The following is an 11,742-nucleotide window of genomic DNA, read 5'->3' on the forward strand; positions in this document are numbered from 1 at the left end:
TCTTCGAAGAGAGTTGATCTCTATCCGTCCCGCAGCAACAGCAGTACCGCCAGCACCGACATCGCTATGCCGACGAGGATCAGCGCCGGAGGGGCGCTCCGTCCGAGCCCGAGCTCCCACAAGATCACCCAGCTGGGGATCAGATAGGTATAGGCCATCACCTTGGCGCTCGGCAGGCGCATCGCTGCGAACTGCAGCAGCACGGTGCTCAGCGCGGTGGCGGCCACCGTGGTATAGAGGATGGTCACCCAGACGATGGTCGGCAGCCCTGCCCAGTCGGTGGCGAGGATGTCCCTCCAGCCCCAGAGCACCAGCACGAGCGTGCCCGCCACCATGGTACCCAGGGTGAACACAAGGCCCGGCTCGCCGCGGTTCAGCCGCGGCACCAGCGGCGCGTAGACCGCATGGGCGGTGCAGCCGACGAAGAAGATCATCTCGCCCCGCCCCGGGGCGAAACGCAGCAGCGCCGCGAGATCGGCGCGGAAGATCACCCAGAGCGCGCCCGCGGCGCCGATCGTCAACCCCAGCGCGATGCGGCGGCTCATCCGCTGGCGCATCAGCAGCCAGCCGAAGCCCGCCGCCATCACCGGCGTCAAGGTGAAGACCGCCGACATGCTCACTGGCTCCGCGGTCTTCAGCCCCTCGAACATCAGCAGAAAGTAGATGGCCATCAGGGTGCCGATGAGCAGGTAGCGCCAGGGAGACGCGAGCGCCCACCGGGGCACGCCACCACGCGCCGCCACGACAATGCCGAGGACCGTAGTCGCCAGAAGGAACCGCCCGGCGTTCAGGGCGGCGGGTGCGATATGCGGCGCGGCCATCGCGCCCAGCGAGAAGGAGCCCGCGACCACAGCCGAGAAGACCAGCATCGCGAGATGGCCGCGGCCGGCATCAGTCCGGATCACGCAGTCTCCTGCTCGGCGGCATAGGCCTTGAGGTGCTTGAGGAAGGCCTGCACCTTCGGCGTGCGGTGCAGGTCGACGTGGGTGACCAGCCACAGCGGCGAGGACCAGTCCTCCTGCGGCGGCAACACCTGCACCAGTTCGGGATCGGCGTCGGCCTCGGTCGACGACATGAAGCCCATGCCCGCCCCGGCACGGATCGCCTGCAGCTGCACCCGGTCGTCCGACGTGCGGAAGACGATGCGTTCCTGCGGCACATGGCCCTTCATCCAGCGATTGTAGGGCGCGCGCGATTCAAGATCGTCGAAGCCGACGAAATCATGCGTGGCCAGATCGGCGACGCCCTTGGGCGTGCCCTTGCGCGCGACGTAGGATTTCGCCGCGTAGAGCGCCACCGACTGGCGATCGAAGGGCTGCACCACGTTGTCCGGCTCCTGCGGCGCCGCCCCGGCGCGCAGCGCTACGTGCGCCTCGCCGTACTCCAGCCGGAACAACCGCGAGCCGGTCAGGTAGCGCACGGTGACATCGGGGTAGGCTTCACGGAAAGAGGTCAGCGCTCCGATCATCAGGGTCGAGAAATTGACCAGAGAGGTGACGAGCAGCTCGCCCGACACCGCCTCGCCGCGGCCCTTGATCCGGCCGACGAGTTGCTGAAACTGGTCGTCGGTGCATTGTGCGACGCGCGACAGGTCGCTGCCTGCCTCGGTCGGCGTGTAGCCCCGCGCGTGACGCTGAAACAGCTTCACCCCCAGCCGGGCCTCGAGTGCATCGATGTGGCGGATCACCGTGGCATGGTGCACGCCCAGCACCTCCGCGGCTCCGCTGACGGTTCCCAGCCGCGCCACGTGATAGGCGGTGCGAATCTCGTCCCAGTTGTCCATCGGCCTCTCCTGTGCACCAGCTCGCAAGTTTGCGCTAGAAAGCGCGAAGCGGTGGGGAAATGCAAGGGAGCGTCCGCGACGCGCGGTCGCACAGAAGGCGGGCCGCGACCCCGCCGCCCGACCCCGCGGAGTGCTGCGGCCGCCCCGCGAGGCGCGACCGCCCGGGGCCCGAAATACAAATGCGAAAAGGGCCGGTCGAAAAGAAATGGCTGAGACAAAGAAAAACGCCCGGTAAATACCGGGCGTTGATCTGGCTGCGACTATTGCGCAGCAATATCAGAGCGATATTATTCGCCAGTCGTGCCGACGGTGCCCGACGAGCCGTCGTCATCGTTGTCCGAAGCAGCCACGATGAGCGCGATCGCTGCCAGACCAGCGGCGACGCCCAAGGCTGCGCCGCTCGAGGGCACGGCTGCCGGAACAACCGCGTAGGGGTCATCTTCCTCGACAACCGGAGCCGGCGAGCCGGCAATTGCGGCAGACGCACCGATCATGGAAATGACGGCTGCGGAAGCAATGAGTTCTTTGAGTTTCATATTCGCACCTATCAAAATGAGCGTCTCAGTCTCCCTCATACCGTCAAACCGATTTTCGGGCCAGAAATAATTGTTAAAACTCGTTGCATCGGCGGGCTCCTGCAGCTTGTTCAGCCAGATTTCGGGCACCCACCTTACCCAAGGTAAACAACCACCCCCTTACCCCCCGGTTTTCCGCCCATCCGCGGGCCCGCTGTTCCCCGCATCCCCGCGCCTGCGACCTGCCGAACTTGACTCCACGCGCCGCGGGGCGTACATCGCGCGCAATCCACCGGGAGTCCGCTATGCTTCCGGTCCCTTGGGCCAATGCCCGGGATCGCCCTCCGTCAGCGCGTTGCGCCCACGGAGGCGTTTTCGCATTGCCCCACGGGTCCGGCAGACACAGTGCTTCCGCGTCACGTTTGATTCCACGCCGCATGGCCCCCATCTCGGGTCTGCACACCAGATACGGACCAGAGAAGAAGGAGCCCAGACGGCCCATGTTCGAATCTCTTTCCGAACGCCTCGGCGGCGTCTTCGACCGCCTGACCAAGCTGGGCGCCCTCTCCGAGGACGACGTCCGCACCGCCATGCGCGAAGTCCGCGTCGCCCTGCTCGAGGCCGACGTCTCGCTGCCCGTGGCGCGCCAGTTCATCAAGGCCGTCGAGAAAAAGGCCACCGGCGCCGCGGTCACCAAGTCGGTGACCCCCGGCCAGCAGGTGGTGAAGATCGTCCACGACGAGCTGATCGCCACCCTCGCCGGCGAAGGCGAGCCCGGCGCGCTGCGCATCGACAACGCGCCGGCGCCGATCCTCATGGTCGGCCTGCAGGGCTCGGGCAAGACCACCACCACCGCCAAGCTTGCCAAGCGCCTGAAGGAGCGCGACCGCAAGAAGGTGCTGATGGCCTCGCTCGACGTGAACCGTCCAGCGGCCATGGAGCAGCTGCAGATCCTCGGTCAGCAGATCGGCGTCGACACGCTGCCGATCGTCAAGGGCGAGGACCCGGTGGCGATCGCAAAGCGCGCCAAGACCCAGGCCAGCCTCGGCGGCTATGACGTCTACATGCTCGACACCGCGGGCCGCCTGCACATCGACGCCGAGCTGATCCAGCAGGCCGCCGACGTGCGCGACGTGGTGAGCCCGCGCGAGACGCTTCTGGTGGTCGACGGCCTCACCGGCCAGGACGCGGTCAACGTCGCCACAGAGTTCGACGACAAGATCGGTGTCTCGGGCGTGGTGCTGACCCGGATGGACGGCGACGGCCGCGGCGGTGCCGCGCTGTCGATGCGCGCCATCACCGGCAAGCCGATCAAGTTCGTCGGTCTCGGCGAGAAGATGGACGCGCTGGAAACCTTCGAGCCCGACCGCGTCGCCGGCCGCATTCTCGGCATGGGCGACATCGTCGCGCTGGTCGAGAAGGCACAGCAGACGCTCGAGGTCGAACAAGCCGAGCGCATGATGAAGCGCTTCCAGAAGGGTCAGTTCAACATGAACGACCTGAAGATGCAGCTCGAGCAGATGATGAAGATGGGCGGCCTCGGCGCGATGATGCAGATGATGCCCGGCGCCGCAAAGATGGCCAAGCAGATGGACGACGCAGGTCTCGACGACAAGATCCTGCGCCAGCAGGTCGCCCTCATCAACTCCATGACCAAGAAAGAGCGCGCCAACCCGCAGCTCCTGCAGGCCTCGCGCAAGAAGCGCATCGCGGCCGGCGCGGGCATGGAGGTGGCGGACCTCAACAAGCTGCTGAAGATGCAGCGCCAGATGTCCGACATGATGAAGAAGATGGGCAAGATGGGCAAAGGCGGCATGCTGAAACAGGCCATGAAAGGCATGTTCGGAAAGGGTGGCATGCCCGAGGGGATGGACCCGTCGCAGATGGACCCCAAGCAGATCGAGGCCGCAGCCAAGGCAATGGGCGGCAAGCTGCCCGGCGGTCTCGGCGGCATGCCCGGCATGGGTGGCGGCGCGCTGCCCCCGGGCCTCGGCGGATTCGGCAAGAAGAAATGATCGACAAGCGCCCCCTTCCCCTTGCCTCGCAGGAGGTGACGGACCCGACCGCCCCGCTGGCGGCCGGCGCGGAGGGCCTGCGCGCTTCATTGTTCTCCAAATACGCAGACCCCGTCCCCGCCACGGGCACCCCGGCTGATCCTTTCGCGCGCTACGGCGCTCCCGAAAACGATGCCGACGGCAGCGTGGAGGCCTACGCATGAGCCTCGTGAACGCCCCCCGCCTCGAGACCGAGCGGCTGATCCTGCGCGGCCCCGAGGCCGATGACGCCGAGGCGATGATCGCCTTCCTGCTCGACCGCGAACGCTCGGACGGCTTCGGCGGTTACGACCACCGCGGCGACGCCTGGCGCTGGTTCGCGCTGAACGTCGGCCACTGGCACCTGCGCGGCTACGGCTATTTCACCATTGAAGACAAGGCCACGGGCAAGCCCGCAGGTATCTGCGGTATCTGGGAGCCCGAAGGCTGGCCCGAGCCCGAGATCGGCTGGGTGGTCTTCGAGGGCTATGAGGGGCGCGGCATCGCCTCCGAGGCGGCGCTGCGCGTCCGCCGCTACGCCTACGAGGATCTCGGCCTGAAGACGCTGACCTCGAACATCGTACCGGGCAATGCCCGCTCCGTCGCGCTGGCCGAACGGCTGGGCGCGGTCTACGAGCGCACCTACACCAATTACCACATGGGCGAGGACATGCTCTATCGCCACCCTCCCGCCGAGGAGGTGCTGGCATGAGCATCGAGATCCCCACTGTCGAGACCGAGCGCCTGATCCTGCGTGCGCCCTGCATGGATGATCTGGAAGCCATGTGCACCTTCTACGCCGAGCCGCGCTCGCATTTTGTAGGCGGCCCCACCGACCGCGGGCAGGTCTGGCGCACGCTTCTGCGTTCGGCGGGTCACTGGCAGATCCGCGGCTACGGCATCTGGCACGTCACCGACCGCGAGAGCGGCGAGATGGCGGGCTTCACCGGGCCGCTCAACCACATCGAATGGCCCGAGCCCGAGCTTGCCTATTCTATCTTCTCGCGGTTCGAAGGTCGCGGCTACGCCTATGAGGCGGCTTCCGCCGCCCGCGCCGCCGCCGCCAAGCACTTCGGCCTGACCCGGCTGATCAGCCTTGTCGATCCCGAGAACGACCGCTCGCGCGCGCTGGCCCTGCGGCTTGGTGCGACCTTCGAGCGCGCCGAGAAGGTGCTTGGCCACGTGGCCCATATCTACCGCCACCCGGAGATCGCCGGATGAGCCTCGCAATGCAGCCCCAGACCGCCCCGGCGGTGCCCGCAGCCGTGCTGCAGGGAATTCCCGAGCTGGAAACGGCCCGGCTGGTGCTGCGCGCACCGAAGTCCGAGGACTACCCGGACTTCAAGGCCACCTTCGCGTCGTACCGCTCGCGCTTCATGGGCGGTCCGCTCAACGCCTACGAGACCTGGATGCTCTACGCCGCCGAGATCGGCCACTGGCAGATCCGCGGCTTCGGCATGTGGATGATCCACCTGCGCGAGACCGGCGAGACCGTCGGCATGGCGGGCGGCTGGTTCCCGGCGAAATGGCCCGAGCGCGAGATCGCCTGGATCATCTGGCCGGACCGCGGCGGGCGTGGCTACGCGCTCGAGGCGACGCAGCGCGTGCGGCAGTATTTCTACGACGAGGCCGGATGGGAGGGCGCGGTCAGCTACATCGACCCCAAGAACCTCGATTCCATCCGTCTTGCCGAACGGCTCGGGGCCCGCAAGGACCCCTCGGCCGCAACCGTCGATGGCAGCGACGCCGTCTACCGCCACCCAGCGCCCTCGGCGCTGCGCGGCAGTCAGCTGGCGCATGGCATCGACATGGAGATCGCCAACTACATCGATCCCCTCTTCAAGCCGAAGGGATGGGCCGTTGACTGAAGCGTTCTCCCCGAAGTCCCGGCGCGCGGTTCCTGCCGCCTCCGATGCACGCGTGGTGCATGGGAGGCGCATGGAGTGTGCCCCCTCTTTTTTGTTCAAAGGAGCCGAGCATGAGTGACCCCGCCGCCCGCGCCGCAGACCTTCTGAAAGAACACCGCGAAAGCATCGACAGGCTGGACGCGATCCTCGTGTTCACGCTCGCCGAGCGGTTCAAGCACACGCAGTCCGTGGGGGTCCTCAAGGCCACCCACGAGCTGCCCCCCTCCGACCCCGCGCGTGAAGAGCAGCAGATCGCGCGGCTCAAGGATCTGGCGGAGAAAGCGGATCTCGATCCGGCCTTCGCCGAGAAATTCCTGAATTTCATCATTCAGGAAGTCATCAAGCACCACGAAAAACACCAATCCTGACAGGGCTTTGCCCGTCAAAAACGCCATACTCAAGGAGATACCCCCATGGCCATGAAAATCCGTCTTGCCCGCGGTGGCTCGAAAAAGCGCCCCCACTACGCAATCGTCGCATCCGACTCGCGCATGCCGCGTGACGGCCGCTTCGTCGAGAAGCTGGGCACCTACAACCCGCTGCTCGCCAAGGACGACGAGCGCCGCGTGATCATGAACGTCGAGCGCATCCAGTACTGGATGGAGCAGGGCGCGCAGCCGACCGACCGCGTGTCGCGCTTCCTCGAAGCCGCAGGCGTTGTCGCCAAGAAAGAGCGCAGCAACCCCAAGAAAGCCGTCCCGGGCAAGGCAGCCACCGAGCGCGCCGAAGCCAAGGCCGCAAAAGCCGCAGCCGCCGCAGAGGCCGCAGCAGCACCGGCAGAGGAATCCGCAGAGTAATCCTCCGCGGCACCAAAGCCACAAAACGGGGTGCGCAGGAGAAATCCTGCGCACCCTTTTTGGTTGACGCTTGGATAAGTTGTATCCTCGCCCTACCATCGCCCTTGTACTGCTTTGCGAACACCGGGATTTCTGCCATGCCGCTGCTCCGCCCCCTTGCTGCCCTTACGCTTGCCACAGCGCTGCTCGCCGGTCCCGCACTGGCGCAGGAATTCGTGACTCCCGAAACCGTCGGTGACGGGTCTCCGGCAGCGCAGCCGGTCACCTCGACGCAATCCGCGGGCAACAGCTTCACCTTCACGCTGCGCGGCGGGGTCGCAACCCAGCCGAAGTTCTTCGGCTCGGACGAATATGACGTCGGCCCGGACATCGGTTTCCAGTTCAAGCACCTGCGCCTGCGTGGTCTGCCCGAGGTCGGCGACACCGACCCGTGGGCCGAGGATTATGGCTGGGACGTCCACGGCTCGTTCCGCTACCTCGGCGAGCGTGACGCCAGCGAGGACCCCGACCTCGAAAGCCTGCATGACGTCGATCCCAGCTACGAGATCGGCTTCGGCGTCGGCTTTGCCGGCCCGAGCTACGAGGCCTTTGCCGACATTCGCCGCGGGTTCGGTGGCCACGAGGGCCTGGTCGGCTCGGTCGGGGTTGACTACGTCGCCCGCCCCGACGACCGCTGGCGCCTGACCGTCGGTCCCCGCTTCATCTGGGCCAACGACGAATTCATCGACACCTACTCGGGGATCGATCCTGACGAGGCCACTGCCGATCTGCCCGCCTATGACCCCGACGGCGGTCTGATCAGCGCCGGCATCCAGCTCGGTGCCCGCTACAAGATCAACGATAGTTGGGGTGTCGAAAGCGCGCTGAACTGGGACAACCTGCAGGGCGACGCGGCTGACAGCCCGATTGTCGAGACCGGCGACAACGACCAGTGGCGCTTCCGCATCGGGGTCACCCGCGTCTTCAACCTGCGCTTCTGAGCTTCTCGGAGATTGCAAATGCGGGCCGGGTCGCGCTATCCCCGGCCTCACCGCGCGTTGTGCATCGCGCAGCGGGCCGGGCAAGCGCAATGACGGGAGGCGCAACGAAGTGGACGAGATGATCTGTGTCGGCGTTCTGGGCGGCGCCTTCGGCGTGAATGGCGAGGTCCGGCTGAAGAGCTACACGGCAGACCCCGAAGCGATTGCCGACTACGCCCCGCTCACCTCCGAGGACGGCAGCCGCAGCTTTGACATCCAGATCACCCGCCCGCTCAAGGGTGGCTTCGCGGCACGACTTTCCAACGTGCGCACAAAGGAAGAGGCCGACGCCCTGAAGGGCCTGCAGCTCTTTGCCCCGCGCGACCGGCTTCCTGATCTGCAGGATGACGAGTTCTACTACACCGACCTGATCGGGCTGACGGTGCTCGACACTGGGGGCGCAGAGATCGGCAAGGTGAAGGCGGTTCTAAATCACGGTGCCTCGGATCTACTGGAACTGATCGTGCCCGGAGCCTCGACCACCGTGCTGCTGCCCTTCACCCGCGCCGTGGTGCCCACCGTGGACATCGCCTCGGGCCGGATCATCGCGGATCCACCCGAAGGGCTTCTGGAGTAAAACTCCGCCAGGCTGCAACCGGAGGCCGAAACTTGGCGCAATCCGGAAACGGGTCCCCGGGTCGTTCCAGATTGTTCGCCTGGCGCGAACCGGAAATCGAAATTTCTGAAATTTGGCTGGAATTTGGCGCGCCCGTGCTAAAGTTAACCTCGTGTTTTACCCGAGGGTTGGTTCCTTGTTTTCGGTTTCCCGTATTGGCCTCTGGGCGCGCTCCGCGACGCTGCTGATCCTGACCTGCGTGGCGTCCGTCGCGCTGACGTTCGGCCTCGCCGAGATGGGCCAGCAGTCCCTTTTCCTTTTTGCTGCACTCTGGATTCTCGCGGTGCTGGCACTGCTGGCCGCGCGGGCGGCCGTGCGCCGCCACCGGGCCTCGCGCCCGCTGCTGCTGTCGCGCCGCGCCCTGCGACGCCCCCCGATGCCGTTGCCGCCCCTGCGCCAGATGCGCGCGGAGCTTGACCGCCTGCTAGCTAGCCCCGGCCCGCAGGACATGCAGCCCGAAAGCCCCGAGCACGCCATCCGCCGCATCCTTGAGCGCGGGCTCATTTGCCAGAATGCCCGCGAGGCGACCGATCTCTCGGTTCGCGCCGTGACCGAGTTCTGGCTTCTCCTCGTGCTGCTGCGCGCCTCGCCGGACCGCGCCGGCGGCCTTGCCCGCTGCTTCCGCCAGCCCGACATGGTGCTCGAACTGCACGACAGGGTTTCCCGGGTCGCGGTGGCCTACGCAGCCGCACCGGCCATGCCGCTCGCCCGCAGCGCGTGAAGGGACGGCTTGAGCCGGGCGCGCTACGCCGCTAGACGGGGCGCGACAAGGACACCCGCCATGACCGATACTCCGCAGCGCGCCTCGGGCCGCAAGACCATCCGACCCAGCCTCAAGCCACGCGAGCTGATGACCGGCGCGCCCGAGCTGGCCCGTGCCTTCCAGGCGCAGGTGATCACCCTGCTGCCCGATGCCTTCCCCGGCGTGCTGGGCCATTCGCTGACCGGCCGCGCCCTGCAGGACGGGCTGTGGCAGCTGAGCACGGTCAACCTGCGCGAATTCGGCGAAGGCAAGCACCGCAATGTCGACGACACCCCCGCCGGCGGCGGCGCCGGCATGGTGCTGCGTCCCGACGTGATGGGCCAGGCCATCGAGCACGCCCGTGCCCGAATGCCCGCCCGCGCACCGCTGATCTACCTCAGTCCGCGCGGCCGCCGCTTCGACCAGCAGATGGCGCAGCGCCTCGCGCAGGAGCCCGGCGTCTCGCTGATCTGCGGCCGCTTCGAGGGGCTCGACCAGCGGGTCATCGATCATTACCGGATCATCGAGGTGTCACTGGGGGATTTTGTCCTCACCGGTGGCGAGATCGCTGCGCAGATGCTGCTCGACGCCACCATCCGGCTGATCCCCGGCGTGCTGGGCAATGCCTCTTCGACCGAGGAAGAGAGCTTCTCGAACGGGCTGCTCGAACATCCGCAGTACACCCGCCCCGCCGAGTGGCAGGGCCACCGCATCCCCGACGTGCTGCTCTCGGGCAACCATGGTGCGATCGACGCCTGGCGCCGCGAACAGTCCGAAGAAATCACCCGCACCCGCCGTCCCGACCTCTGGGCCGCGCATGTGGCGGCAAAGGGGTCCGGCAAATGAATGCGATCAGCCTGCGCCGCGCCACCGAGGCGGACGTCCGGATCATCGTCGAAATGCTGGCGGACGATCCGCTGGGTGCCATGCGCGAGGATCTCTCGGAGCCTCTCGCCGCCGGCTACCTCGACGCCTTCCGCGCAATCGACGCGGACCCGAACCAGTTCCTTGCGGTCGCCGAGCGGGATGGCGAGATCATCGGCACGCTGCAGCTCACCTTCATCGCCGGGCTTTCGCGCAAGGGCGCGCTGCGCGGCCAGATCGAGGCCGTGCGTGTCGCGGCACCGGCACGCGGCATCGGGCTGGGCAGCCAGATGATCGACTGGGCCGTCGAAGAGTGCCGCGCCCGCGGATGCGCGACGGTGCAGCTGACCTCCGACGCCAGCCGCACCGATGCGCATCGCTTCTACGAGCGGCTCGGCTTCAAGGCGAGCCACCTGGGGTTCAAGCGCACGCTCTGAGCTCTGCGCACCCGTTTTCACTTGATCAAAGCGCTATCCCCGCCTATATGGCGCCAATCCGCGACGTCCTCAGGGCGCTCGTGGATTCGTCCGTTCCCGCCTCCCGCGTTTCTTCGGCGCGGCCCGAGCGATCCGGACGCGGCCTCTGGCCACCCAGAAGACAAAGATGTTGTTACCTCCGGCGGGCGCTGCGGCGGACCCGATCGAAGACACGGAGCTCTGAGAACGCGACACCTTCACGGAAAAAACCGTGAGCAGATAGGAGAGCGTCAGATGGATCTGATCGCACAGCTCGAGGCGGAGCAAATTGCCGCCCTGGGGAAAACCATCCCCGACTTCAAGCCCGGCGACACCGTGCGCGTCGGCTACAAGGTGACCGAAGGTACGCGTACCCGCGTGCAGAACTACGAAGGCGTCTGCATCAGCCGTAAGAACGGCAAGGGCATCGCCGGCTCGTTCACCGTCCGCAAGATTTCCTTCGGCGAGGGCGTCGAGCGCGTCTTCCCGCTCTATGCCACCAACATCGATTCGATCGAGGTGGTGCGCCGCGGTAAAGTCCGTCGCGCCAAGCTGTACTACCTGCGTTCGCGTCGCGGCAAATCCGCCCGTATCGCAGAGCAGACCAACTACAAGCCGCTCGCCGGCGCCGAGGCATAAGGAGAGCCGTTATGAAAAAGGGCATCCACCCCGACTATCACGTCATCGACGTCAAGATGACCGACGGCACCGTCTACCAGACCCGTTCGACCTGGGGCAAGGAAGGCGATCAGATGTCGCTCGACATCGACCCGACCGTGCACCCGGCCTGGACCGGTGGCTCGTCGCGCCTGCTGGACGCCGGCGGCCGCGTGTCGAAGTTCAAGAAGAAATACGAAGGCCTGGGCTTCTGATCCCATCCCTTCCGGATTTCGGAAAACGCCGTCCCTCGGGGCGGCGTTTTTCTTTGTCAGCACGCCGCGCGCCACGCGCCGCGCTGACCCTGCGACAATGTGATCGCCGCCTCCCCGTCGAACCAAATGCATTCTCAAT

At 66.5% G+C, this 11,742-nt stretch carries 17 protein-coding genes; 14 read left to right on the forward strand and 3 right to left on the reverse strand.

The window, feature by feature from the left end; genetic code table 11:
- Window positions 1–20: 20 nt before the first annotated feature.
- The 3 genes from BM397_RS19575 to BM397_RS19585 form a co-directional block, all read right to left on the reverse strand.
- Window positions 21–902 carry a DMT family transporter gene (locus BM397_RS19575; RefSeq protein ID WP_092428001.1) on the reverse strand — a complete coding sequence of 294 codons (882 nt, stop codon included), beginning with the start codon at window positions 900–902 and terminating at the stop codon, window positions 21–23.
- On the reverse strand, window positions 902–1,783 hold the full coding sequence (locus tag BM397_RS19580) for a LysR family transcriptional regulator (RefSeq protein WP_092427879.1): 882 nt from the start codon (window positions 1,781–1,783) through the stop codon (window positions 902–904). Before BM397_RS19580 ends, BM397_RS19575 begins: the two co-directional genes overlap by 1 nt.
- A 287-nt stretch (window positions 1,784–2,070) precedes the next feature.
- Complete coding sequence (locus BM397_RS19585) at window positions 2,071–2,448, reverse strand: hypothetical protein (protein WP_245696149.1); 378 nt, start codon at window positions 2,446–2,448, stop codon at window positions 2,071–2,073.
- Between the two features lie 350 nt (window positions 2,449–2,798).
- Between BM397_RS19585 and ffh the strand changes: the two genes are divergently transcribed.
- From ffh to rpmE, 14 genes are all read left to right on the forward strand, one after another.
- Window positions 2,799–4,313 carry a signal recognition particle protein gene (gene ffh / locus BM397_RS19590; protein WP_092427875.1) on the forward strand — a complete coding sequence of 505 codons (1,515 nt, stop codon included), beginning with the start codon at window positions 2,799–2,801 and terminating at the stop codon, window positions 4,311–4,313.
- A complete protein-coding gene (locus tag BM397_RS19595; RefSeq protein ID WP_092427873.1) occupies window positions 4,310–4,516 on the forward strand; it encodes a hypothetical protein in 207 nt (68 codons plus the stop codon). The genes ffh and BM397_RS19595 overlap by 4 nt, the downstream gene beginning before the upstream one ends.
- Entirely contained in the window at window positions 4,513–5,043 is a 531-nt protein-coding gene (locus tag BM397_RS19600; RefSeq protein ID WP_092427871.1) for a GNAT family N-acetyltransferase, read from the forward strand. Before BM397_RS19595 ends, BM397_RS19600 begins: the two co-directional genes overlap by 4 nt.
- Window positions 5,040–5,552, forward strand: a complete 513-nt coding sequence (locus BM397_RS19605; protein WP_092427869.1) for a GNAT family N-acetyltransferase — start codon at window positions 5,040–5,042, stop codon at window positions 5,550–5,552. The genes BM397_RS19600 and BM397_RS19605 overlap by 4 nt, the downstream gene beginning before the upstream one ends.
- Window positions 5,549–6,199 carry a GNAT family N-acetyltransferase gene (locus BM397_RS19610; RefSeq protein ID WP_245696148.1) on the forward strand — a complete coding sequence of 217 codons (651 nt, stop codon included), beginning with the start codon at window positions 5,549–5,551 and terminating at the stop codon, window positions 6,197–6,199. Before BM397_RS19605 ends, BM397_RS19610 begins: the two co-directional genes overlap by 4 nt.
- Window positions 6,200–6,309: 110 nt before the next feature.
- A complete protein-coding gene (locus BM397_RS19615) occupies window positions 6,310–6,606 on the forward strand; it encodes a chorismate mutase (RefSeq protein WP_092427867.1) in 297 nt (98 codons plus the stop codon).
- A 45-nt stretch (window positions 6,607–6,651) separates the two neighbouring features.
- Window positions 6,652–7,035, forward strand: a complete 384-nt coding sequence (gene rpsP, locus BM397_RS19620; RefSeq protein ID WP_092427865.1) for a 30S ribosomal protein S16 — start codon at window positions 6,652–6,654, stop codon at window positions 7,033–7,035.
- A 137-nt stretch (window positions 7,036–7,172) separates the two neighbouring features.
- Window positions 7,173–8,015 carry a MipA/OmpV family protein gene (locus BM397_RS19625; protein WP_092427863.1) on the forward strand — a complete coding sequence of 281 codons (843 nt, stop codon included), beginning with the start codon at window positions 7,173–7,175 and terminating at the stop codon, window positions 8,013–8,015.
- Window positions 8,016–8,124: 109 nt separating this feature from the next.
- On the forward strand, window positions 8,125–8,631 hold the full coding sequence (rimM, locus tag BM397_RS19630; RefSeq protein WP_092427861.1) for a ribosome maturation factor RimM: 507 nt from the start codon (window positions 8,125–8,127) through the stop codon (window positions 8,629–8,631).
- A 175-nt stretch (window positions 8,632–8,806) separates the two neighbouring features.
- The gene (locus tag BM397_RS19635; RefSeq protein WP_092427859.1) at window positions 8,807–9,391 is read left to right on the forward strand and encodes a hypothetical protein; all 585 of its coding nucleotides are present in this window, start codon (window positions 8,807–8,809) and stop codon (window positions 9,389–9,391) included.
- Between the two features lie 60 nt (window positions 9,392–9,451).
- The gene (gene trmD, locus BM397_RS19640; protein WP_092427857.1) at window positions 9,452–10,258 is read left to right on the forward strand and encodes a tRNA (guanosine(37)-N1)-methyltransferase TrmD; all 807 of its coding nucleotides are present in this window, start codon (window positions 9,452–9,454) and stop codon (window positions 10,256–10,258) included.
- Entirely contained in the window at window positions 10,255–10,713 is a 459-nt protein-coding gene (locus BM397_RS19645) for a GNAT family N-acetyltransferase (protein ID WP_092427855.1), read from the forward strand. The genes trmD and BM397_RS19645 overlap by 4 nt, the downstream gene beginning before the upstream one ends.
- A 273-nt stretch (window positions 10,714–10,986) precedes the next feature.
- Window positions 10,987–11,370 carry a 50S ribosomal protein L19 gene (gene rplS, locus BM397_RS19650; RefSeq protein ID WP_092427853.1) on the forward strand — a complete coding sequence of 128 codons (384 nt, stop codon included), beginning with the start codon at window positions 10,987–10,989 and terminating at the stop codon, window positions 11,368–11,370.
- Between the two features lie 11 nt (window positions 11,371–11,381).
- The gene (rpmE, locus tag BM397_RS19655; protein WP_066103860.1) at window positions 11,382–11,603 is read left to right on the forward strand and encodes a 50S ribosomal protein L31; all 222 of its coding nucleotides are present in this window, start codon (window positions 11,382–11,384) and stop codon (window positions 11,601–11,603) included.
- The last annotated feature ends 139 nt before the right edge of the window (window positions 11,604–11,742 follow it).

The sequence above is a fragment of the Alloyangia pacifica genome, from assembly GCF_900116195.1.
Classification (GTDB): domain Bacteria; phylum Pseudomonadota; class Alphaproteobacteria; order Rhodobacterales; family Rhodobacteraceae; genus Salipiger; species Salipiger pacificus.